This window comes from Treponema denticola ATCC 35405 (assembly GCF_000008185.1).
Taxonomy (GTDB): domain Bacteria; phylum Spirochaetota; class Spirochaetia; order Treponematales; family Treponemataceae; genus Treponema_B; species Treponema_B denticola.
In genome coordinates this window covers 1,086,492-1,111,181 of record NC_002967.9, presented here as the reverse complement: position 1 = coordinate 1,111,181, position 24,690 = coordinate 1,086,492, and the positions used below count along the sequence as shown (strand labels likewise).

Genomic DNA, 24,690 nt, shown 5'->3' with positions numbered 1-24,690 from the left:
AAACATACAAACAAAAAAAATGAGCTCAAGTATTTTGCATAAAATGTAAGAATATGTCAAGATATAGCAAAGATTTTTATCCGTTTTTTACGGCCCTTGCCAATTCCCTGCCTCTTTCTTTTAATATCCGCTTATCCTCATCGCTGAGCTTACCCTGCCATTCATGGGATTCGATATTGGTCCACTTAAATTTTTCTATTTTTTCCTCGTATTCTTTTTTGGCTCCCCCTACCCAGCCCCAGCTTCCTATGCGGAACACCTTTTTATTGACAAAGTGCTTTCTTTCAAAAAGGTCAAGGATATGGGCCATGGGCGGGAACATCTTGTACTCATAGGTAGGCATTGCCAATAAAAGACCTGCAGAGCGGTAGGCTTCTCCTAAAATAAAGGTAGCATCCGTGTCGGGAATTCTATAGATAGAATAAGGTACGCCTTCTTCATCTATGCCTTCAATAACCGCATCAAGACCGGCCTTGGTATAACCGTACATTGAGCCCCAAATAATACAGATGGTCTTTTCCAACCCGCTTCCGGTTCCGGTATTATAATCTGCAAATTTTTTATAAAGATTTACAATTCTCGAAGGATTTCCCCGCCAAAGCAGACCGTGACTCGGACAAATAAATTTAAGCTCAAGGGCGGCGAGTTTTTCTATTCCCTTGTTTACAAAGCTGCTAAAGCTGGCCACAATATTTGCATAGTACCTAAGGGCCTCATTTTCAAAAAATTTAAGTTCATCTTCCGTGTGCTGATCATCGAATATTTTTTCGCCTATACAGCCGTATGAGCCGAAAGCATCGCAAGAAAATAAAATTTTATCGTCAGGGTCATAGGTCATCATAGTTTCGGGCCAGTGGATATTGGGAGTCTCATAAAATACAAGTTTTTTCCCTCCGCCTAGATCCAAAACCTCTCCGTCTTTTACGGCCCTTACACCCTCGTTTATCTTAAAAAAGTTTTTGATAAGGGCAACGCCTTTTGAAGAAGCCAAGATTTCAGCCCTTGGATTTTCTTCCTTCACAAGGTTTATAAGGTCTGCATGGTCAGGTTCAAGGTGGTTTAAAATTACATAGTCAAAAGAAGAAAATGAAAGCCCTATGGATTCGAGCTGCTTTCTGTAAGAGTCTACCGAGCCGTCCCAGTCTTTTACTATATCTATAAGGGCGGTTTTTTCTCCCTTTACAACATAAGAATTTATAGAAACGCCGTGGGGCAATAACCATATACCTTCAAAGCGTGCAGTTCTGTCATGTATATCTGCATGAATACAATAAACGCGTTCCGTAAGTTTTTTTGCTTCCATAAAATTGATACCTCCATAAACTAAAAGCTGCGGATTAAAACCAATCCGCAGCTTAAATATTATCATAAGAAACGCATTTGCTCAAGAGAACCAAGACTGTTGTCATAAATTTTATAATAGACACTTTTTTTACCTCAGTTATTGTTTTAACTTTATTTTCCCGAATTTCACAGCAATTATAACTCCAATAAAGCCTGAAAAAACCGCTCCTACAATAAGAATTTTAGAAAAGCCCACATAGTCAATTACAATGCCGATTCCAATCGTTGTACCGATACCTACTAAACTTGCAAATCCGCTTACCAACGAAAAAACCGACGCATGAGCTTCACCTTTAATTACCTCGCTTAAATACCCGTAAAAAAGCGGAATAACGGCCCCCGTTCCTAAACCGTAAATAAACATTGCCGCCGTAAACGGCTGTAAAAATAAATATGTTTTAAAAAAAATAAGACTACTGCTGCTAACAGCCATGATACAAAACGAAACGGCAATCAATATAAAGCAAATTGTAAATATTTTTCTTTTAGCCGAAACAGTTCTAGCTTTACGGGCTGTGTACGAGGCAACGCCACCTCCTATAAGAGTGATCGATCGTAATAATGGAATATGCATATTTGTAAAAGATAAAGAATGAGCCATATTTTGCCAAATAAGAATATATATGGAAAAACAGGTATATAATGAAGCTAAAATTAAACCTGCCTGTAAAACGGATTGATTATGGAATAGCTCTTTTACGGACGATGCTAAATTTTGCTTTATCGTTGTATTTTGAGCCTTGTTATCAGGAAAAATAAAAAATGCTGCCCCCGATAAAATAAATAATCCTATTCCGGCAAAGATAAATAAGCGGTTAATACCTAAATCGATAAAACGAGCTATCAGTAAAATTGAAACAACGGAAAATATATTTATGCATGTTCGAGAAATAGAAAAGACTCGTACATTATTTTTTTCATTTTGTATCTTTTTATTTTCAGAAACAAGCCAGCCTTCAAGTGAACCCGATAAAAAAGCATCGCTTATCCCTGCAAAAAAAGCACCGAACAAAAAAAATAAAAAGTTTCTCGCAAATCCGTAACATAAATACTGCATACAAGAAAAAAAGAGACCTGCAGCAAAAGTTTTTTTGCGCCCAAAGCAATCAGCTAAAAGACCTGAAGGATATTCAAAAATAAAACCTACACCGAGAATAAGCGAAAATAAAATACTTATTTGAAAATACGAAAAGTTTTGACTTTTCAAATAAAGTGATATTACGCATGAATTTAACACAGTAAAAAAAATATTCGCCGCCTTCAAAAAAATAAACCATTTTTCATGTGTTTTAAATTTACTCATCAGTACATCTCCCCATATTGTAAATAAGTTTTTTAAATTCTGAAAAATCTCCTGCTCATCTATGCGCTATTTTTATACCATACTGTGAAGCATTTTTTTCATATTCCGTACCAGGATGAGGACATAAAATGTATGTAGACTTCCTTAAAAACACACAGTTGCATCAGGAAACGGTTAAAAAGCCTCAAATTTATCAGTTTATTATGTAAAAAACTGATAAGGCTCCTCTATTTTAAAAAACACAAAGCAAATTTAAGTCAATTTTTTAGAGGAGCCCATTACAAGAATCACTCACTATGCAAATGCTGAGAGTGTACCAGTTCCCCTATGTTCCTGAGTTTTTATCCCAGCATAACCACTGATTTGTAAAAACTTCCACTTCAGGGGTAATCCATTCTGTCATAATTTAAATTCCATTTTATCCCTTCTTAATCTCTTCGGCCTTTCGGCAGGCATGAAAGTGTCCCTTTCCTATGTCCATCAACGAGGGTTCTTCCATAGACGAACAGGACTCATCGGCATAGGGACATCTCGTATGGAAGCGGCAGCCTGAAGGCACATTTGCAGGAGAAGGAATTTCTCCCGAAATGGGGAGTTTTTTAATCACTTCAAGCATTCCGGGTTTAGGCTCGGGAACAGCTTCGATCAAGGCCTGAGTATAAGGATGCATGGGATTATCTATAACATCATCGGCATCCCCCATCTCTACGATGCGGCCGAGATACATAACCGCTATTCTGTCGGTAAAATACCTTGCCGTCGAAAGGTCGTGGGTAATATAGAGATAGGTAAGGCCTAACTTCCTTTGAACCTCCCTCATCATATGAAGAATTTCCGCACGGGTTGAAAGGTCGATCATCGAAACAGGCTCATCTGCAACTATAACCTCAGGATTTAGGATAAGGGTTCTGGCCGTAGCTATACGCTGCCTTTGACCGCCCGAAAGCATGTGAGGATAGCGTGTCATAAATTCCTCAGGCGGGTTGAGCTTTACCTCCGAAATAGCCTTGATGATTTTTTCATCGTTTTCTGCCCGAGTTCCCTTAATCTTATGAATAAGAAGAGGTTCCTCCATTACATCCCGAATTTTAAAACGGGGATTCATAGAAGCATAGGGGTCTTGGAAAATCATCTGAACACGGCGGCGGTAAAAGGCAGTCTTTTCCTTATCGCTGTTTGTAACATCCTCACCATTGTATAGGATTGTTCCCTCGGTAGGGGTATGAAGCTTCATCGCTATCTTCCCTATCGTAGTTTTACCTGAACCCGATTCCCCTATAAGGCCGAAGATTTCTCCCCTCCTCAGACGCAAGGTAACATCATCTACAGCCTTTATCTTTTTGGCTGTTCCCTTTGAAAGGCTTTGGACAAAACCTTGATGGGGCTCAAAATATTTTTTTATATTAATCAGTTCAAGAACATGGTCATTAGGATCTATCTTTTTTTCGTTATCGCTCATTTTACACACCTCCAGCATGCTACTTGATGTCCCGGTTCAACCTCTATAAGAGGAGGCTCAACTTCGAAGCACTTATCCATTGTACAATGACACCTCGGATTAAAGCGGCAGCCCTTGGGCGGAGAAATAAGGTCGGGCGGCGTTCCCGGAATATAGGAAAGCTCGCTCACCCTCTTTCTTAAAAGAGGTGTTGCCTGTAAAAGTTTTTGGGTATATGGGTGCAGGGGCTCCTTACCGTATATCTGCTCATTGGTTCCGAGCTCGGCAATTTTTCCCGCATACATAACACAAATCCTATCCGAAATTTCGGCTTCAAGCGACAGATCGTGGGTAATAAATATAAAGGAAAGCTTAAATTTCTTTTTTAGTTCCTTTAAAAGGTTTATAATCTGAGCTTGAACAATAACATCGAGGGCAGTGGTGGGTTCATCCAGAATAACGAGTTTAGGTTTTAAGAATAGGCCGCTTGCTATAACAACCCTCTGCTTCATTCCTCCTGAAAGCTCGTGGGGATAGCGGTTTAAAACTTCGGGCGGAAGGCCGACATAGCCCAGATACTCTTCCATGAGGTCTTGAGCTTCTTTATCGCTCATTTCCTTGTGTTCCCTCAATGTTTCAAGCATCTGTTTCCCGATTGTGTAAACCGGAGTTAAACTGTTCATAGCTCCTTGGAAGACCATCGAAATTTCCTGCCAGCGTACATTTTTTCTTATCTCTGAATCGGAGAGGGGAACAATGTCCCTTCCATTGATTATAATCTGAGAATTCTCCTCTACTCTTCCGGGAGGAGAGGGCATCTTAAGCAGAGCCATACCTGTAGTCGTTTTACCGCAACCGGATTCTCCTACAAGACCCAGCGTTTCGCCGGCATGAAGAGTAAAACTCACATCATCCAAGGCTTTTACAATACCTGCGGAGGTGTGATAGTACAATCTCAAGTTTTTTACATCAAGAACTACTTCTTTATTTTCCATATTAAAACCTCCTTACCTTGTCCTGAGTTTAGGATGCAGTATCTTATCCATTGCAAAACCTAGGAATGCAAATATCATACCCAAAAGGGCTATAAAAAGACCGGGAGGAATAATCCACCACCATAAACCGTTTAAGGTTGCGCCTGAGCTTTGTGCATCATGGAGAATTTGTCCCCAAGTTACAATAGAAGGATCTCCCAAACCTAAAAGCGAAAGAGAGGATTCAAAAATAATGGCTCCCGGAACCGAACTTGCCATAATAGCAAAAGAATACGGCAAAAGAAGAGGAGCGATATGTTTTAGAATAATTCTCCATTTTCCGGCACCGAGGGCCTTTGCGGCTTCAATATAGGTTTCTTCCTTTATTTGTAAGGCCATTGAGCGGACGGTTTTTACCGAGCCTGTCCAGCCGAAAATAATAAGAGCAAGGATTATCATCCATATACTCGGTTTAAAAACTGCAGCCGATACAATCAATATAGGAATAATAGGAACGGATACGACTATTTCAAAGATAAACATCATAACCGTATCAACCCTTCCGCCGAAGTAGGCACTTATAATTCCGTACATAACGCCGACCAAAACGGAAATAATACTTGCAACAAGACCTATTAAAAGAGCCCATTTTAAACCGGCCATAACACCTGAAAATAAATCTCTCTTGTTTAGGTCGGTACCCAAAAGACCCGAAACCGCTCCCGGAATTATAAGCCGCGGATTTTCAATCTTATTGGCAGAGTTGGATGCAACATCTTTGGGTATAACGAATTTAAAAACATATTCACCCTTTAAAGGCTTTTTATCCCTGTACATAGTCTTTGAAACTTCAGAGAACAACAACTGAACAGGATTTGCGTTTCCCGATGTAGCTGAGGCGCCGTAAGCAGCCGTAAATTGCTGCATTGTTGATTTTGCATCGGTTAAAACCGTAAAGCGGCTGTGATAATCTTTTAAATTTCCTTTTTGAAAAACTCCGAGCTCAATACGTTTTCCATCAGGGCGGATAACATCCATACTCATTATTACATCGCCGGTAAGTTCGGCTCTAAAAATAATGTTATTGGGGTTTTTATCGTAATTATAGTTATATTTAAAACTATAAACCTTAGCCTGACCGAAATGCTCCGATTCTTCTTCCGTAATTTCGGGCTCGGTAAACCGAACTGTCCTAGCCGATTTTTTTGTGCTGAACAATTCCGACCATACGGGAGGAGCGGAAGCAGGGTTATCTTCCCAATAAGAAATGTTATGCCAATTATCGTTTGTTCCCTTAAAGGGCAAGACAACAGGCTCAAGTATAATCAAAATTACAAGTAAACCTAAAAGAACTATGGCAACTATGCCTATTTTTTCTTTTTTAAAATCATTCCAAAATTCTTTAAATCTATCAACAAAATTTTCCATTATTCCTTGCCTCCGACTTTTATACGCGGGTCTAAGAAACCGTAAACCAGATCAAGGATTATAAGACCTGCTTGATAAAGACCTGTTGTAATAGCCAAATCTCCCATTAAGACAGGTATATCGTTTTGCTGAACGGCAATCCAATAAAGCTGACCTAAACCGGGCCACGAAAAAATACCCTCATATATGATACTTCCCGACATTGAAGCCAAAAATGACAGCAAAATCATAGTTACCAATGGGGGTGCCGATGTCCTTAAGGTATGGCCGTGAAGTACCTTCTTTTCGGGGATACCGCGAGCCCTTGCACTCATTATAAAATCTTCCTGCAAGGTACCCAAAACAAGGTTTCGGATAACGTAAGCCGTACTCCAAAAGCCCAAAAATACCAAGGTAAGAATCGGAAGAGCAAGATGCTGCAGTCTATCAAATACAAACCATATACCTTCCGGTACAGGGACAGAGTTTACTCCTCCCGAAGGAAACAGGGGAATTTTATAAACAAACACAAATATTAAAAGCATGGCTAACCACCAACTGGGCATACCGTAAATGATAAGAGTAATCAAACTTGTTGTCTTATCCAACCGGCTTCCCGGCTTTTGGGCTTTTTTTAAACCCAGGGCTAAACCAATCAGCGTATTAATCACAAAGGCTGTTGTAAAAAGCAAGAGGGTTCTGGGAATTGCTTCACCAAGTATTTTGATAACCTCTTGAGAACCCGTTAAGGATTTTATCGTTGTCGATTTACCGAAATCAAAAGTCAAAACCCTCTTTGCGTTGTGTAAAACACGTTCAACTAAGGGCCTGTCTAATTTATATTGTCTGATAAGGGTCAATTCTTGATCTTTACGCCATGCCATTATCTGTTCGGCAGTCATATTTTTTAGACCCTTTGCTTCAGCACGTACCATTTCCATTATCTGGCTGCGCTGAACCTTTTCATTTATCTGATTAAATAAAAAAGAAAAGATAAAAATAAGAATGGAATATATTACTACACCGCGTAAAATACGTTTAAGTGCATACCACTTGTACATAAAAGTCTCCTACAAAATTTAGGCTTTGAGCTCAAGGCACATTACTGCTAAAAAACTCAAAATGCCTCAAAGCCTTTTGGGCATCTCTAAAAAACCGGTTAGACTTTTAGAAATGCCCAGCTTCAAGGCATCTCGATTTAAATTACAATCTTAAAATCCTATTTAAGAATTGTAAAGCTTACCGAATTTGCTGAGGGCGGCTCATCGGAAATTGAGGTTAATACAACCATTATATATTCCACGCCTTTTTCAAGTCCGGCTAAGTCTGATGCAGGTACGGTAATAGTGAATTTACCGTCACCTATTGCTTTAGCATCATAAGTCTTCTCTCCGCCTGAAGGAAGCTGGAGACGTCCTTCAACCTTTCCCTTATCGAGAGGGACTCTTTCAACCTCAGGATAAGCATACTTGGAAACGGTTACCTCAAATACGGCATCCTTGTCTGCCGAAGGAGCTACAGGAGCCTTGACATACTGAATCTCAGTAAGATCTGTTTTAAACATATTCGGGAAGTAGTCGCTCTTATAAGGATACTTATCGAAGTTAGCCAATACGACGGAGCTTGTAACAGGATCTATTTTTTCGAACATTAAAGGACCTGTTGTAATATAAGCATTTCCGTATTTTTCGATAAAGGCTATAGAAGCCTTGTATCTCTTAATGGCGTAATCTTCATTTATAAAATCCTTTAAAGACACAGGAATATGCTTTGAAGCAACAAAATCTTCCAATTTAGCCTTGATATCTGCAAGACAATCGGGGTTTTTAACATTTGCTTCTACACCGCGCTCTCCGCCGTCTTTAGCAAAGTTATAAACCGTTCCGCTCTTTGAGCCGTGTACTACCATTTCTGCCAAGGCTTCATAAATTTCCCAAGGTACATTTGTTCGTCGTCCGGGGTTAGCAGCCTTTACGCTTAAACCGCCTACAGTTATAGCTGTATCTCTTGGGATAGGAGCATGGAAGTAGTTACTGTATGTAGTTATGGATCCATCCTTATTAAATACTATACCTTTTGTGGTTTTAAGACTTGGAAGAGTTACACTGCTTAAAGGAGCATCATAGTAGAGGTCTCCCTCTCCGTCTTGAATAGCCCACTCATAAGCAAAGGCAAAGGCATACCTGACATCGTTAAGATCGACAGGTTCGCCGTGATGCCAGTAATAACCGTCTACGAGCTTACCCGTTGCAACAGTTGCAACACTTTGACCTGACTCGGCAGGAACCCATTTTTTTGAAGCTGTGTCATACATAACGGCTTCTGCAGGAACGGGAATATCACCGCCCATTGCAAGTTCATCATCGCCTTCCTCTGTCTTGTTGCCTGTGGGTACGAATTTGGGAGCGAATTTTGTATTTGCAACATCAACCGTTGACATAGCAAATTCCAATCGTCCTACGGCAGGGTTATCAAAGGAAGCTCTATCGGTAACGGCATTAAAAAAGGCAGTACTATAGGCATCACTAAAGCCCTGTCCGCCTACAGGATCCCATTCAGACATAAATAAGGAGCCTTGAGCTGAATACTGCAATACACGCAAGACCCTCTTTCCTTTATAGGGGCCGTCTGTATCGGGCTTAACATCGGCACATCTTACGGTCCAGCCGTTAAAGCCGTCAGAGGTTCCATAGAAAAGACGTGAATTAAATCTTCCTCTGTTGGCTACATATAAATCGTTTTGAGAAACAACATAAACACGGACAGCTTCTCCCATTCCTATAGCACACATATCGGTTGTTTCGCTAAAGAATTCTTCGGCAGTCAAATACTGTCCGTAGGCAGCCTTTTTACCTAAAACATCTAATTTTTCGTTTGAATAATTCCAGAATTCGGCCTCTCCGCCTCCCGGCATGTAGCCGTAGAAGGGGCTGTACATCTGGCAAAGAGGAGTTTCCCATGTTACATAGAAACCGCCTGAACCCCATCCTTCAAGGTACATGGTCCAATCATAGTTGGCAGGGTTTCCGCCGTAAACAAGACTTCCGGCTGTTTTTCTATCTCGTTCAAAACCTTCAACCGTAAGACCGGCTTTTTCGATTTGAGCATGAATATAGCGGGCTGCAGGAAGACGGCCTGTAGGATCGTCAACACGCATTATGGACTTGATTGTAACGGGCTTGCCCTTGTACATCCACTTTCCGTTTTCTTTTACAAGTTTTCCCTTGTTTTCGGCAAGTTGAGAAGCCTTTTGCATAGCATTTTCAATCATGCTGATAGCTTTTTGCTCATCTCCGGTTTCGGTGATACCGAATTTGGAAGCCAAGATATTATAGCGGTATGCTCCGGGAAGACCTACGGTACATGGCGTATACATAGGAGAACCTTCACCTAAAAGGAGTTCATCTACCAATTTTTTTCGGTTGATTAACCAGTTAAAGGCATAGCGGACTTCCTTGATGGCAACGGGGTTAAACATTTCCTCTCCGGCTTCCGTCTTCCAAACATAGGGAGCCTTGTTGGGGATAGGGTTAAATAGAAGAGACCAATAACCTGTAGGAACAGGATAAACATCTATCTTATCTCTGTCTTCATCGCTCAAACCCGACAAAAGTACGGGCGGAACAGAGGTAAACATAAGGTCTACCTTTCCCTCAATAACATCTTTTAAGGCAACGGTCTGATCGGTACTTACGGAGTAGATAACCTTATCTACATAGGTACCGTTCTTTACAGGGCTTTTGCCTCCTGCGGCAGTTCCGGCACCGCCTCCGCATGCAGTAAATACCAAAGCCACTGCAAGCATACATGCTAAAAACTTAACAAAACTTTTCATTAAATTCCTCCTGTTGTTTTTATGTGTTAAAAACACTACTTATTATTAAAACATACTATTGAGGATTTGTCAAATATTTTTTTTATTTTGTTTTTATTTTTTTTATTGACATTTTTTTGCCGTAATCTTTACATTTTTATCATTTTATGATACACTTCTCTTCGGTAATTTATCTTACCGACAAAAATACTTGGAGGACACTATGAAGAAAATTATGGTGCTAATTGTAACATTGGTGCTCGCTTTTTCCTTGATCGCATGCGGAGGAAACGGTGCAGCAACTAAGACAAACGAAAAGCCATTCGTTGTAGCTTCAGCAGAGTTTAACGGCGACTTTTACAGAGGCTGGACGAATTCGTCTTATGACGACGATATCCGGAAGTTGATTTGGGCATTCGGTCTTATGAACGAAAATTCCAAAGGTCAAGTTGAGGACTCTCTTCTCATTGCAGAAAAAAAGGTAAGCGATGACCTTAAAACATGGACATTTAAGCTTGTAAAAGAAGCAAAATTCCATAACGGTGAAGCTTTAACTGCAAAGGATGTAAAGTTTACCTATGACTTTTACATGGACACAAAAGCTTTAGGCGATACGGGCGGATCATCAACAATCAACGATTATGTTGAAAGTATTGAAATTGATGAAGCTGCAAATACCGTAACTTTCCATCTTAAAAAGGTCAGCTACACTGTTGACGTAGATGTATTCACTCCTTTTTACCTCTTTCCCGAAGAAACCTTCACAAAGGGTGCAAAGGAAGAAGGCATTACCGTACAGCAATATGTTAAAAAGAACATTTCAAAGCCCATCGGTTACGGTCCCTACAAGATGACCGAATACAAGGAAGGCGAATATGTTAAGTTGGAAGCCTTTAAAGACTACCTCGGTAAGGCACCTGCCATCAAAGAGGTAATCGTTAAGGTTGTTCCCAGCGAAACCGAACTTGACCAGCTCCTTCAGGGTGAAGTAGACATGCTGACAAGCCAAGGTCAAGCCGAAAAAATCGATCCCGTTAAAGATAAGCCCGGCTTTTCTTACACCAATTACTACAGGCACGGAGGAGGAACAATCGCCCTCCACTGTAACTTCGGTCCCACTTCTCTTACGGAAGTACGACAGGCCTTTGCCTATGTTCTTAACAGACCGAAAATCGTCGAGCTTTTCTTAGGTCAATACGGTATTTCTTCCAACGGCCCCTACTCCAAAAACGACTGGACATTGTGGGATGATGATGAAGAAAGCCTTATTGGAACAGCTGCCGTAGGTAAATTCGAAAGCACCTTGACAAGCTACGATATCTTAGATAAAGACGGAAAATTCGATGAAGCTGCAAATATTGCAAAAGCTCAGGAACTCCTTGATAAAGCAGCTGCAAGAACAGACGGAGATTATGCAAAACTTACAGGTAATGCAAAATCAGGTTATCTTTGGGAAGGAAAACCCCTTGAAATCAAGATTACTTACACACCTTTCTGGTCCGATACATATAACCTCGTATTCAATGATACTTATGTTTCAAAGCTCGGCTTTAAGATAAGTTTAACAGGTCTTGATTGGCCCGTAATGTACAGCCACTGGACAGGAGACACAAAAGAAGAAAGAACCTATCATGCTTTCGTAGGCGGTACAACTTATACACTCAAAGCCAATCCCAAATCCGACTACGCAACAAAGCTTATTAAACCTTGGGGACAGCCCTCTATCAACAACGTAATGTTCTCGGGAGGTTCTTCTTATACTCCTGCAGAATGGGATCAGCTGCTTGATGACATCGAAAATGCACATCCCGTAACAGGAAGAAATGAGTACAGGAAAAACTGGAGAAAATTCATAACAACTATAAATAAAGAACTTCCCGTTATCCCTGTTTACTCAAACAATTACTATGACCTCTTTACGGATAAATTGGAAAACTTCCATACTACAGCTTTGTGGAACTGGGCAAGAGCTTTACCCGAAGCAAATTGGAAAAAATAATTAATCCAATACTGATTGTTTAACTCAATCATAAGACCTCTTGTTTAATTTAAGCGGAGGTCTTATTTTTTACCTAAAGGAGATTTTATGGCAAATAATAATGTAAGCGGTTCAAAATCGCTGTTTGAAATCCTTTTTCCATATGTCCGGTATATATTCAAGCGTTTAGTATCGATAATTCCGGTATTAATAATCATGTCGGTTGCGATATTTATACTTATCAACCTGATGCCGGGAGATCCCATATTGGCAATGCTTGATCCCGAAAAGACCAAGGCTATGACGCCGGAAGAAAGAGCCCTATATATTGAAAACATGAGAAAATTTTTAGGATACGATAAGGGCCCTGTAGAAAGATATTTTTTATGGATGGGCGATACTTTTCGAGGAGAATTCGGTTATTCGATAAAATACAATAAACCCGTAAATGAGTTTATAGGAACATATATAAAACGGTCTTTTAGAATAAATATTTGGGGCTTTCTTCTAGCCTTTTTAATTTCGATTCCGGTAGGAATCACGGCAGCAGTAAAAAAGAACAGTTTTTTTGATAAAACAGTAACGGTTCTAACAATAGTGGGTATATCCCTACCCTCTTTCTTTTTGGCACTGCTTTTAATAATGGTATTCGTTATATTTATGCAAATTTTACCCTTTTCAGGTATGTCGGATCCTAGAGGCATCCTACCTGACTGGCATTATATCATATTACCGGTTACCGTAGTAGTTCTTACATCCCTTGTAGGACTTATACGCTATGTACGATCAGCAATGATTGAAATATTAAAATCAGATTACATCAGGACGGCAAGAGCAAAGGGGCTTTCAGAAAAGGTAGTTATATACAGACATGCCTTTCAAAATGCTTTGATACCGGTTGTTACCCTTATCGGTTTATATATACCCGGCCTTTTCGGCGGTTCTATAGTTGTCGAAAAAATATTTGCTTATCCCGGAATGGGATTACTGATGAATTATGCATACGGCTTTAAGGACAGGGCAGTATTACAAACTGTTCTCTTATTCTTTGGACTTCTTACCCTATTGGGTAATATCTTCATAGATGTAGGATATATGGTCGTAGATCCGAGGATTCGGGAAGGAAAGGTTTAAATGGCTCAAGAAGAAAACAAAAATTTCAGTGAAAAAGACGAAGTTATTCTATCCCCGGCACAGCAGATAAGAATTAAATTTAGAAACAACAGACTGGCTATGATGGGCTTTTATATGTTCGTTACAATAGTCCTTCTTGTTGTAGTAACTCATTTCTATACCAAATTCACAGGCTACGATTTTGCAAAAACAGATCCTACAATAAAAAATAATCCGCCGTCTTGGATACACCCATTCGGAACGGACAAGTACGGACGGGACACCTTCATGAGAGTTCTCGAAGGAGGATGGATTTCTTTACAGGTAGGCTTTTTATCTACATTTATGGCCGTAACCATAGGTTTAACTATGGGTTCGGTTGCAGGATTTTTCGGCGGCAGGGTTGATAATATTATTATGAGGTTAATAGAAATACTTTCCTCATTCCCCTTCTTGGCCATAGCTTATACACTATCAGCCATATTTAGGGAAAGGCCGCCCGAATTCAGGCTCTATGTAATAGTTATAATACTGGGACTTTTAAGCTGGACAGGCTTAGCCCGATTGATACGGGGGCAAATTTTAGCTTTAAGGGAACAGGAATTTATTGTGGCAACGAGGGCCTTAGGGATAAAAAGGCGTAACCAGATTTTCAGACATTTGGTACCCAACGTATTAGCGACTGTTGTAGTATCTGCAACCCTCACCTTTGCATCATCTATTTTGAGTGAAGCATTCTTGTCATTCTTAAACTTGTCGGTAACCGAACCGATTCCGACATGGGGTGCTCTTTTATCGAAGGCCTCAGAAAACAGCACAAGCCTTAGAACCTTTTGGTGGATTTGGATATTCCCCGGTGCAATGCTCTTTTTCTTTATTATGAGTATCAACCTCATCGGTGAAGGTCTTAGAGACTCTATTGACCCGAAGGCCGAATATACAACAAAGGCACAAAGAAAAGAGGCTAGAGCCCGACGAAAAGAAGAAAAAAGACTTGCAAAACAGGCTAAGCAAACAGTAAAGGAGGCGGCTGTATGAAAAATCCTCTACTTGAAGTTAAAAATTTACATACATACTTTTTTACAAACAAGGGAACAATAAAAGCCGTTCAAGGTGTAGATTTTACAATCGAAGCCGGTAAAACTTTGGGAATAGTAGGAGAGTCAGGCTCAGGTAAATCCATCACAGCCTTTAGTATTCTCAACCTTCTCGAATATCCGGGCAAAATTGTCCAAGGAGAAATAAATTTCGGCGGAATAAACCTTGTAAATTTAGGCAAAAAGGAAATAAGAAAGATAAGGGGTAACGATATATCGATGATATTCCAAGAGCCCATGACCTCTCTTAACCCCGTTCACAGAATAGGAAGACAGCTAAGCGAGCCCTTAATTCTTCATCAGCACATGTCAAAAAAAGAAGCATGGGCTGCCGCCATCGACCTTTTACGCGAAGTAAAAATCCCTAATCCGGAAAACGTAGTTTATAATTACCCCTTCCAGCTTTCGGGCGGAATGAGGCAGCGTGTAATGATTGCTATGGCCTTGGCTTGCAAGCCTCGTCTTTTGATAGCCGATGAGCCTACAACGGCCCTTGATGTTACAATACAGGCACAGATCTTTAAGTTGATGAACGATTTAAAGAAAAAGCACAACACGGCAATCATGTTTATCACCCACGACTTGGGTGCCATTGCAGAATTGGCCGATGATGTAGCCGTAATGTACACGGGAGAAATCGTTGAAAGGGCTCCGGTAGACGTTATCTTTGACCGACAGACTCAATTCTCTCATCCTTATAAGGAAGGCTTGCTTGAATCAATCCCCCTCTTGGATGAAGAAGTAGAATATCTCGCTCAAATTCAAGGAAGTGTACCTCATCCTCTTAAACTTCCCAAGGGTTGCAGATTTTCGACAAGGTGCGAGTATGCAACCGAAAAATGCCGAAACGAAAAGCCCGAATTGGTTGAAGTAGAAGAAGGACACTTAATCAGATGCTTTTATCCGAAATCAGGAGGTAGACATGAGTAAGATATTATTGGAAACTCGAGGCCTTAAACAGTATTTTCCTACCGGCAAAACACGGAATGAGAGAAAAACTCTTAAAAGAATAGCCGATGAAGCTCTTAAGGTTTGTGCCGGCATGTTTAATACTAAGGTAGGCATGAGTCAGCTGATGGACATGTATAAAAGCGGTAAGGACCTCGGCAAGGAGCTGACAGATCTAATTTTGGACTATGAAACCTATTCCGACCTGCACGGTCAAAACTTGTGCGTAATCGCCAATGACGGTATAGACCTCGTTATCCATGAAGGAGAAACCGTAGGCCTTGTAGGAGAATCGGGCTGCGGAAAATCAACCTTGGGCCGTACAATCCTAAAACTTTACAAGCCCACAGCAGGCGAAATCTTTTTTGAGGGCGAAAACATTACAAATTACACTGTAACTCAAATGATGCCCTTACGAAAAAAGATGCAGATTATCTTCCAAGACCCCTACTCCTCTCTTAATCCTAAGATGACTGTAGGACAGATCATAGGCGAGGCCTTGCTTGAGCATGGAATGTTCAAAAAGAAAGACCCCGCATATGAAAAATATGTAAAGGAGATAATGAACACCTGCGGCTTGGCGGACTATATGATTTACAGATATCCTCATGAATTTTCAGGCGGTCAAAGGCAGCGCATAGGTATAGCACGGGCCCTTGCATTAAAGCCTAAATTCATAGTATGCGATGAAGCCGTTTCGGCCTTGGACGTATCGATTCAGTCCCAGATCATAAACCTCCTCAATGACCTGCAAAAAGAATTTAACCTGTCCTATTTGTTTATTTCTCATGACCTTTCGGTTGTAAAGCACATAAGCGATAGAATCGGTGTTATGTATTTGGGAAATATGGTCGAATTTACCGATAAACGCGAAATGTATGCCAATCCTCTTCATCCTTATACAAAAGTCCTTCTTTCAGCCATTCCTGAAACGGACTTACAGAAGATGAGAACAAAGAGGCGAATCTTATTGGAAGGAGACATTCCGTCCAATATCATCACGCCTACAGGCTGTAAATTCCATACAAGATGCCCCATTGCAAAGGATATATGCAAACGCGAAATTCCTCAATTTAAGGAAGAAAAACCGGGACATTTTGTTGCCTGCCACTTTAGCGGAGCGGAGCTGTAATGTTTTTTAGAGACCATGACCATAGTTTAAAGTCAAAAAGGCGCCAAGCTATGGAAGAAAATGAAGAATTGAATCATCTGCGGGAAGAAGCAAACCTTGAAAAAGGAGATGTTCCTGCCTTGATAATAGCGGCCCTTACAACCTTGCTGCCTATCGCAGCCGTAATTGTATTAGCCTATTATCTGATATCAATGTTCATCTTCGGCTAGACACTTAAACAAAAGGGATGTTCCTTTAAGGAGCATCCCTTTTTTAATTTAATGACATAAGGATTATAAAAATATAATTTTTCGAACCTTGAAAAAAAATATAAAAAGTACTAGAATTGTTGAAGGGTTTTGCACAACTGATTGAAATAGACAAAATCATGTTTGTTTTAGGAGTAGATGGCAATGAAACTTATTATAACCGACATTGAAAATTTTAATATTCCGATAAAAGGCGAATACAAGATCATACAACCTAAGAAAAAAATCCATCATTGTATTGGCTGTTTCGGGTGCTGGATAAAAACTCCGGGGAAATGTGTCATCCATGACGGTTATGAAAAAACAGGTATCGACATGGGAAACTGCTCGGAATTAATTTTAGTCAGCCGCTGTTATTATGGCAGCATAAGTCCTTTTGTAAAAAAGGTACAAGATCGGGCACTCTCTTATATCCATCCGGACTTTGTTATTCGAAAAGGAAAAATGCACCATAAAAGAAGATATAAAAATATTATTACAATGTCATCCCACCTTTACGGTGAAAATATTACCGATATAGAAAAGAAAACTGCCGAAGAACTGTTAAAAGCCAACGCAGATAATTACGATGCTTTAGTAAAAGGAGTTTACTTCTATAAAGATGCAAAAGAATTGGATGGTGTTTTTTTATGAAAATTGCGTTAATCAATGGAAGCCCGAAAACAAAAAATAGTGCGAGCGGAATTCTTTTAGAAGATTTAAAAAAATATTTGGAAAAAAATGCAGAAGTAGTAAATTTTGAACTTCATTTATCGGAAATTCCCAAAGAAGTAATTGAAGAATTAAAAAAGATAGATACATGGGTATTTGCCTACCCCCTTTATGTGGATGGAATTCCGGGACATCTCCTGTCTTGCTTAATTCAATTGGAAGAAGTATCTATACACAAGTCTGATCTACATATTTACGGAATAGTGAATTGCGGCTTTTATGAAGGGATACATGGAAAATTAGCATTACAAATTTTAGAAAATTGGTGCTTAAAAGCCGGTTTTATATGGGGCGGAGGTATCGGAGTCGGATGCGGAGGTGCCTTGGTAGGGATGCCTAAAACAGCCGCAGGGCATGGTCCAAAAGCAGCAATTGACAAGGCTGTTGCAAAACTTTCGGATATCATTATAAAGGGAGAAATACAAAAAAATAATTATGTATCTCTTGCCTTTCCGCGTTTTTTATATAAAATTGTCGGGCAGATGAGATGGAGAAAGTTGATTAAGGCAAACGGTGGAAAGGCGAAGGACTTAGGAAAAAAATATATTGAGTAAAACAAACGGCTATTTTAAGCAAGTATCATACCAATCTTTACCGTTGTTTAGAAGAACGGTAAAGATTTTATTCTGAAAAACCTGTAATCGGCCTAGCCTGCTTCTCCGGTTTTTACCTTTTCAAGCTTCATTTCTTTTCCGGCAACCAAGAGCTTTTTACCCTCAATTTTAGGAATGTAATCTTCTATCAATATGGGAGCGGCAAAGAAGGTGTCTGCGTCTATCGCTGCCGGTTTTTGTGCGTAAAAGGCTTTTACGGCCTCAGGGTCTGAAATATCGGCATCGCCTTCAAGAATTACAGGCGTTCCGGGAGCAGCCCATGGGGCTTGAAGAAGCTCGACATGTTCTTTTTCTTCTTCATCATACCAGCTTGCCGCCAAAAGCATCCCCTTCGATTCGATACCGCGCATTTTTCGTGGTTTTAGGTTATCGGCAATTATGACGGTTTTTCCCAATATTTCGTCTTCCTTCAAAAAGGGCACAAGACCTGAAAGGATTGTTCTTTCTTCGCCGGAGCCGTCATCAAGTTTTTCGATGTAGAGTTTGTCGGCATCGGGATGCCTTTCGACGGATATAATCTTGGCGGTTTTTAAGGCAATCTTTTTTGAAAAAAGCTCGGCCGGAGAGAGTTTAACTTCCGGCTTTGCAGAAGAAGCTGCTGCATCGGACTTTGAAGAACCGCTGTCCTTACAAGCTGAACAGCCTTTTTCCGATTTTTTTCTGTCCTTTTGACTTCCCGAATAACGTTCACGATAGGCATCGATGACCTTGTTGTCAAGGGTCTTAAAGATGATTACGGGGTTTTCTACCGTTTTAAGCCCTTCCCTTTCGCCTAAATTTTTCCATGAAAGGAATGAACCTTCCGGCTTATTAAATTGCGGGGCCTTACCGTCAAAGATATTTCCCGACCAAATCTTTTGGCCGAAAAAGCCTGCGGCCTGATCGGCGTATTGGGGCATATAGGGATGAATTAAAATTAAAATATCCTTTATAAGATAGCAAAGCTCGGACATAAGGGCTTCGGCATATTCAGGATCGGTTTCGCGCCTTTTCCAAGGCTCTCCATCTTGAAAGGCCTTGTTTGCAACTGAAGAGAGGGCAAAGGCTTCATGGAAGGAATCTCTAAGCTCTGCCCAATCCGAAAGCTCCGTTATCTTTTTGAAGCTTGCAGAGGCGGCCTCCCTTAAAGATTTTACCATACTCTTTATATCCTCCCGACCGGATTTTGCTCCGTCAACTTGGGGTATTTTGCCATCATAATAACGGTGAATAAAGGTGGCTGTCCTGTTTACAAGATTGCAGAGGTTTCCGATAAGCTCGCTGTTTACCCTCTCCTGAAAATCCTTCCATGTAAACTGGGTGTCGTTCTTTTCGGGGCGGTTATAAAAGATGTAGAACCTCCACATATCGGCAGGGATACCGGATTCTTTGGCATCGTTTCCGAAAACGCCCACTCCCTTAGACTTTGAAAATTTTCCGTTCTCGTAATTAAGGTACTCGGTGCCTGACATATGAAAGAGTTTTGTCCAATTTTTTCCGGAACCTATGAGAGAACAGGGGAAGATTACCGTATGGAATGGAATATTATCTTTTCCGATAAACTGAAAAAGCTCTACATCATTTTGATCAAGCCACCATGCCTTCCAATCCTTTCCGGCAAGGTCAGCCCAGCACTTTGTTATCGAAATATAGCCGATTGGAGCATCGAACCATACATAAAAAACCTTGTCTTCAAAGCCTTTTTTGGGCACGGGGATTCCCCATTTAAGGTCCCTTGTTATAGCCCTTTCTTGAAGGCCGTCCCTAAGCCAGCTTTTTGACATTTGAAGGGCATTGTTTGACCATCTTCCCTCCTCTGCCGTCTTAGGCATCCACTTTTCGTACTCCGGTACGATTTTGGGAAGGTTTATATAAAGATGGGTTGTAGAGCGCACTTCGGGAGCTGCCCCGCAAGAAGAACAACGGGGTTCTTTTAAATCGGTGGGATCTAAAAGTTTTCCGCAATGCTCGCACTGGTCGCCCCTTGCTCCGTCATAGGAACATGAAGGACAGGTACCCAATACATAGCGGTCGGCCAAAAAGCGCTTACAGGAGGGGCAGTAAAGCTGTTCTATAGTATGCTCGGTAATGTAGCCGTTTTTATCGAGGTCATTAAAAATACCCTGAGTTATTTCGGTCTGCTGAGGCGTAGAAGTTCTTCCAAAATAGTCGAAGGCAATATTAAACCAATTATATATTTCAGCATGAATTGCATGATAGAATGAGCATAGCTCTTCGGGGCTCTTTTTTTCTTCGAGAGCCTTTGTCTCGGTGGCGGTTCCGTATTCGTCGGTGCCGCAAATATAAAGGGTTTCATATTCTTTTAAGCGGCAAAAGCGCGCAAATACATCAGCGGATAATACTTGAATTAAATTTCCCAAATGGGGAAAATTGTTTACATAGGGCAAAGCCGAGGTTACTAATTTTCGTTTCATGTAAATGATTATGGATTATTATTAAAAAAAAATCAACTACCTGCATTAGCCTACAGTTAGTTTTAGTCTGCGGAAAAACGGAAGAGGCAGGAATCGAACCTGCCATTGCGAATTATGCAACCTACGGTTTTGAAGACCGCGGGAGCCACCAGACCCCATCTGCTTCCGTAAGGACTATACACAAAATCGGAGCTTTTGTCTAGGGGTGGTTTTGATTATAATACTGTGCTTGGGCGTTCCACAATTTACTGTAAAGGCCGTCTTCCGCTAAAAGTTCTTCGTGGCTGCCTTCTTGAACTATGAGACCAGCGTCAAAGACCAAAATATGGGAACAAAACTTACAGGAAGAAAGGCGGTGCGAAATATACAGGAAGGTTTTGTTTTTTACAAGACCGTCGAATTTGGAATAGATTTCGGCTTCGGCAATAGGGTCGAGGGCGGCTGTAGGTTCGTCCAAGATTATGAGGGGTGCATCCTTATAAAGGGCTCGGGCTATTGCAATCTTTTGCCCCTCCCCGCCTGAAATATTTACGCCTTCATCATCGAAGTTTTTATAAAGATAAGTTTCTTCAGCATTTTTAAACTTCGAAAGATCGAGGCCGGTTTTTTTTAAAACCTCCAAGACTTTAAGTTTATCGTAAGCCTCTCCGCCCGAAATGTTTTGGGCAAGAGGGAGGGCAAGGAGTTTAAAATCCTGAAAAACTACGGAAAAAAGATTTAGATATTCTTTATAGTCATATTCTTTTATGTTTTTTCCGTTAAAAAGGATTTCGCCTTCAACAGGGTCATAGAGGCGGCAGAGGAGTTTTACAAAGGTGGTCTTACCGCTCCCGTTTTTACCGACTACGGCAAGCCGCTCACCCTGCCTTAAACTAAGGTTTAAATTCTTTAAAACGGTCTTTTCGGAATCGGGATAAGCAAAGGAAACGTTTTTAAATTCTATAAGAGGCTTATCAAGCGGTTGATAATTGACCGGAGCCTTGTTCATACACATTCCGTTTTTTATATCCAAGAAGTCAAACACATCCTTTAAAAATCCTCTATTGTTTTTTGCCTCCCCTGCAACCGTAAATATTTCGGTGAGGGCGGAAGAAAGGGCTGTGATGCTTGCCGCATATTGCATGAGGTTTCCGGCAGGGAACGCTCTTCCTAAAGCTTTTAGCCCCACAAAGCCGTAAATGATTATTAAAAGAGAAGTAGAAATAAAGGCCGATAAAAAGGCAAAAAAGCCCATCTCTTTTTTAGCATATTGCGAAACCCTTCCGCCCGGCATAAAAATATTACTGGAAGCTCTTATTATGTTGCCCTCTTTTTGCTGACCGTACATACGCACATCCATTGCTCGGTTTTTTTCGTTAAAGAGCCTAAAGAAAAAACTAAACACCCTGTTTCCTTCTGTAGCATCATCCGAAACAATTGCCCAGTAGGAATCTGACATTGTCTGAAGCTTTGCAGGAATGAGAATTAAAAGTATAATACTAAAAAGAATTACAAAGATAAACAAAGGATTGTTTAAAAAGGCCAATTCGGGACTTTGAACCTTAAAGCTAAAAAGGCTTATACTCAAGGCGGCCGAAGTAATAACGGAAGTAATATGAGTAGAACATTTAGGATAGATCCAAAGGATTTTTTCCAAACCCCAGCCTGCGTAATTTGTATTTTGCCACATCCTTGTATAAATCTCATTTGTTTTTGCGGATTCAACATCTTGGAAGTCCATGCTTAAAAACTTTTGAACATAGATATCTTGCAGTTTATAATCCACGCTTCGGCCTTCATAGTTTGCCCATCTTTTAAATAAGGAAGAAACAAGCATAAAGGCAGCCGTTAAAATTAGAGAGAGTAAAACCAAACTTTTGATTTTTGATAAATCTCCTTTCCCCGAATAAATTAAAACAAGCTCGTTTATAATTCTTGCCGAAAAGAAAATACCTATAAAGGGCAAGAGGCTTGTAAAAACTTTTTCTCCAAGCACGGAAATAAAAAACAAAGGAGCCTTTTTAAAGAGAAGCAAAAAAGCCCGCCGATTCAAGCCCTTGTTATGTCTTTTTTTATTATGTTCTTTTTCAGTTTTCATCAGATTTCCCCTAAACCTTCAGGCAATTCTTTATCCTGTTCTTCCTTATAATACTTGCTTTGTACTTCAAAAAGATGAGCGTACTCCCCGCCCTTTTTTAAAAGAGAATCATGGGTGCCTTCTTCGATTATTTTTCCGTCCTTTATAAAAATAATCCTGTCACAAAAGCGGGTGGAAGCAAGCCTGTGCGAAATAAAGATAGAAGTTTTGTCCTTCGATAAATCGTTATACTTAGTATAAAGCTCATGTTCAGCGATAGGGTCCAAGGCTGCCGTCGGTTCATCCAATATTAAAAAGGGCCTGTCATTGTAAAGAGCCCTTGCAAGTAAGAGCTTTTGAGTTTCGCCGCCTGAAAGTTCTACGGCATCAAAGAAGATGTCCTTACAAAGACGGGTTTCTTCTTTTTGGGGAAGAGTTTTAACCTTATCGTAAAGTCCCGAAAGCTTTAGCACATCTTCAATCCTCTCCTTGTTAATGTTCTCTCGGCTTTGTGCAATGTTTACAGCAATACTGGTAGGCAGAATCGAAAACTCCTGAAAGACCGCACTAAAGCACTTATAGTATTCGCTTCGGTTAAATTCTTTTATATTTTTTCCGTTAAATAAAACCTCTCCTTGGCTAGGATCGTAAAGCCCGGTAATCAATTTTACAAGGCTTGTTTTTCCTGCCCCGTTTAAGCCGACAATGGCAAGCTTTTCTTTAGGCTTCAAAGTCAAATTGAATCTATCCAAAACAGGAGTTCCGCCTTCCGAATATAAAAGGCTTACATCTTTTAGCTCGATGAGGTTTTCTTTTTGTAGAGGAATTTTTTCACCTTTTTCAAATAGATAATCTTCTTTAAATTCAAAAAATTCTCTAAGGCGGGAAATATCCAGACTTTGCTTATGCAAAACAGAAAACCGATTTAAAATACCGCTTACCCATTGGGTAAAAGTTCCCGCTGCGGCAAAATAAAGAATAAATTGGGGAACGCTTATATTTTTTTGTAAGACAAGACTTATCAGCCAATAATAAATAAGACCGTTCCGCAAAAAGGTTAAAACAAGGTCTGCAAGGTCGGCAAAAAAATAACGCTTTTCTCCTTTGAGGTGAAAATTGCTGTAAAGCCTTAAATGCTTTTCATATAATTCTTTAAGCCAAGCCTCCATTCCGAAAAGGCGGATATCCTTTGCAAGCTGCTTATTTTTTCCGGTTTGGGTTATGTAGCGTAAATGATTTACATGCTTATTTTCTTCATCACGCCTTTTATACATCCAAGAGCTTACACTGTTGGTGATAAAAAAACTCACGCAGGTTGTCAAAAAGGTAATTAAAATTATATTAAGGTTTAAGGAAGCAAGGATAACAAGATAGATGATAAAGCAAAGAAGGTATTGAAGAAGCCCCTGTAAGGTAGTCCAAATAGCTTCGGTTGATTCCGAGTTACCGCCGGTAACACCCATCGCCTTATTTTTCTTTGCTTCAAAATCCTTATTATCCAAGTTATTATAGGAAGTATTCATCGCCTTACTGCCTATCATAAAAATAAGCTCACTCCTAACTCCAATCCGCCCGAATAAATGGTTCGTTCGCAGATAAGAGAGGAGTCCGCGTAAAAGCATTAAAGAAAAAGCAAAGGCAAAAATAGTTATTAAAAGATTTTTAATGGGAGCATTGTTTTGAATAAGGCTCAAAACGGCAGGCGCAAAAAATATCGAAATTAAATTATCTCCCGTATATAAAAGGGCTTCCAGCAAAATCAAAACAGGCACCGACTTATATGTCCTAAAAGATGTTTTAAGCATAAACCAAACATTGCTTAAAATGCCGTATTTTATAGGTTCTTTTTTTTCCTCTTTTTCCATAAGGGAAGATGATAACATAAATAAAGGGAAGTGTCAAAGGCGGATAATTTAACCGCAGAGGACGCAAAGGACGCTGAGATTTTTTTTATAATTTACTATTTTTTTCAAATATTTTCTATAACTTATCTTTACCCATAAATCGGGGTTTCCAAAGGGGTAGCCCCTTTGGCAGCGCGGGAAAAAGAGGGGGTATAGGGGGAGAGAAAACCCTGCTCTGAACGGGGTGTTCTCTCC

At 40.2% G+C, this 24,690-nt stretch carries 18 protein-coding genes and 1 tRNA gene; 8 read left to right on the top strand and 11 right to left on the bottom strand.

Going from position 1 to position 24,690, the window contains the following annotated elements; translation table 11 throughout:
* Nucleotides 1-76: 76 nt before the first annotated feature.
* From TDE_RS05150 to TDE_RS05120, 7 genes are all read right to left on the bottom strand, one after another.
* Nucleotides 77-1,303, bottom strand: a complete 1,227-nt coding sequence (locus TDE_RS05150) for an FprA family A-type flavoprotein (RefSeq protein WP_002682387.1) — start codon at nt 1,301-1,303, stop codon at nt 77-79.
* A gap of 138 nt (nt 1,304-1,441) precedes the next feature.
* Nucleotides 1,442-2,647, bottom strand: coding sequence for an MFS transporter (locus TDE_RS05145; protein ID WP_002689609.1), 1,206 nt, complete (start codon nt 2,645-2,647; stop codon nt 1,442-1,444).
* A 418-nt stretch (nt 2,648-3,065) separates the two neighbouring features.
* Nucleotides 3,066-4,106 carry an ABC transporter ATP-binding protein gene (locus TDE_RS05140; RefSeq protein ID WP_002677558.1) on the bottom strand — a complete coding sequence of 347 codons (1,041 nt, stop codon included), beginning with the start codon at nt 4,104-4,106 and terminating at the stop codon, nt 3,066-3,068.
* The gene (locus tag TDE_RS05135; protein WP_002670599.1) at nt 4,103-5,080 is read right to left on the bottom strand and encodes an ABC transporter ATP-binding protein; all 978 of its coding nucleotides are present in this window, start codon (nt 5,078-5,080) and stop codon (nt 4,103-4,105) included. The genes TDE_RS05140 and TDE_RS05135 overlap by 4 nt, the downstream gene beginning before the upstream one ends.
* Before the next feature lie 12 nt (nt 5,081-5,092).
* Nucleotides 5,093-6,487, bottom strand: a complete 1,395-nt coding sequence (locus TDE_RS05130; protein ID WP_002682384.1) for an ABC transporter permease — start codon at nt 6,485-6,487, stop codon at nt 5,093-5,095.
* On the bottom strand, nt 6,487-7,527 hold the full coding sequence (locus TDE_RS05125; RefSeq protein WP_002670594.1) for an ABC transporter permease: 1,041 nt from the start codon (nt 7,525-7,527) through the stop codon (nt 6,487-6,489). Before TDE_RS05125 ends, TDE_RS05130 begins: the two co-directional genes overlap by 1 nt.
* Before the next feature lie 158 nt (nt 7,528-7,685).
* Nucleotides 7,686-10,301: an ABC transporter substrate-binding protein gene (locus tag TDE_RS05120; RefSeq protein WP_010956874.1), complete on the bottom strand. Its 2,616-nt coding sequence runs from the start codon at nt 10,299-10,301 to the stop codon at nt 7,686-7,688.
* A 202-nt stretch (nt 10,302-10,503) separates the two neighbouring features.
* On the opposite strand from TDE_RS05120, the gene TDE_RS05115 reads away from it, so the two are divergent.
* The 8 genes from TDE_RS05115 (at nt 10,504) to TDE_RS05080 (ending at nt 18,061) form a co-directional block, all read left to right on the top strand.
* The gene (locus TDE_RS05115; RefSeq protein ID WP_002670584.1) at nt 10,504-12,279 is read left to right on the top strand and encodes an ABC transporter substrate-binding protein; all 1,776 of its coding nucleotides are present in this window, start codon (nt 10,504-10,506) and stop codon (nt 12,277-12,279) included.
* 87 nt (nt 12,280-12,366) lie between these two features.
* A complete protein-coding gene (locus tag TDE_RS05110) occupies nt 12,367-13,392 on the top strand; it encodes an ABC transporter permease (protein ID WP_002671815.1) in 1,026 nt (341 codons plus the stop codon).
* Nucleotides 13,393-14,409 carry an ABC transporter permease gene (locus TDE_RS05105; protein ID WP_002682380.1) on the top strand — a complete coding sequence of 339 codons (1,017 nt, stop codon included), beginning with the start codon at nt 13,393-13,395 and terminating at the stop codon, nt 14,407-14,409. It begins immediately after the preceding gene.
* Complete coding sequence (locus TDE_RS05100) at nt 14,406-15,398, top strand: ABC transporter ATP-binding protein (protein WP_002682379.1); 993 nt, start codon at nt 14,406-14,408, stop codon at nt 15,396-15,398. Before TDE_RS05105 ends, TDE_RS05100 begins: the two co-directional genes overlap by 4 nt.
* Entirely contained in the window at nt 15,391-16,548 is a 1,158-nt protein-coding gene (locus TDE_RS05095; protein ID WP_002682378.1) for an ABC transporter ATP-binding protein, read from the top strand. Before TDE_RS05100 ends, TDE_RS05095 begins: the two co-directional genes overlap by 8 nt.
* Complete coding sequence (locus tag TDE_RS05090) at nt 16,548-16,757, top strand: hypothetical protein (protein ID WP_002670564.1); 210 nt, start codon at nt 16,548-16,550, stop codon at nt 16,755-16,757. Before TDE_RS05095 ends, TDE_RS05090 begins: the two co-directional genes overlap by 1 nt.
* A gap of 183 nt (nt 16,758-16,940) precedes the next feature.
* Nucleotides 16,941-17,429: a flavodoxin family protein gene (locus TDE_RS05085; RefSeq protein WP_002682377.1), complete on the top strand. Its 489-nt coding sequence runs from the start codon at nt 16,941-16,943 to the stop codon at nt 17,427-17,429.
* Nucleotides 17,426-18,061: an NAD(P)H-dependent oxidoreductase gene (locus TDE_RS05080; RefSeq protein ID WP_002682375.1), complete on the top strand. Its 636-nt coding sequence runs from the start codon at nt 17,426-17,428 to the stop codon at nt 18,059-18,061. The genes TDE_RS05085 and TDE_RS05080 overlap by 4 nt, the downstream gene beginning before the upstream one ends.
* A gap of 92 nt (nt 18,062-18,153) precedes the next feature.
* On the opposite strand, the gene metG is transcribed toward TDE_RS05080, so the two are convergent.
* The 4 genes from metG to TDE_RS05060 form a co-directional block, all read right to left on the bottom strand.
* Entirely contained in the window at nt 18,154-20,535 is a 2,382-nt protein-coding gene (gene metG, locus TDE_RS05075) for a methionine--tRNA ligase (RefSeq protein WP_002682373.1), read from the bottom strand.
* A 78-nt stretch (nt 20,536-20,613) separates the two neighbouring features.
* Nucleotides 20,614-20,702: transfer RNA gene (locus tag TDE_RS05070), tRNA-Sec, on the bottom strand.
* Nucleotides 20,703-20,734: 32 nt separating this feature from the next.
* Nucleotides 20,735-22,612, bottom strand: a complete 1,878-nt coding sequence (locus tag TDE_RS05065) for an ABC transporter ATP-binding protein (RefSeq protein WP_002671827.1) — start codon at nt 22,610-22,612, stop codon at nt 20,735-20,737.
* Nucleotides 22,612-24,456 carry an ABC transporter ATP-binding protein gene (locus TDE_RS05060; RefSeq protein ID WP_002682372.1) on the bottom strand — a complete coding sequence of 615 codons (1,845 nt, stop codon included), beginning with the start codon at nt 24,454-24,456 and terminating at the stop codon, nt 22,612-22,614. The genes TDE_RS05065 and TDE_RS05060 overlap by 1 nt, the downstream gene beginning before the upstream one ends.
* Nucleotides 24,457-24,690: the final 234 nt, after the last annotated feature.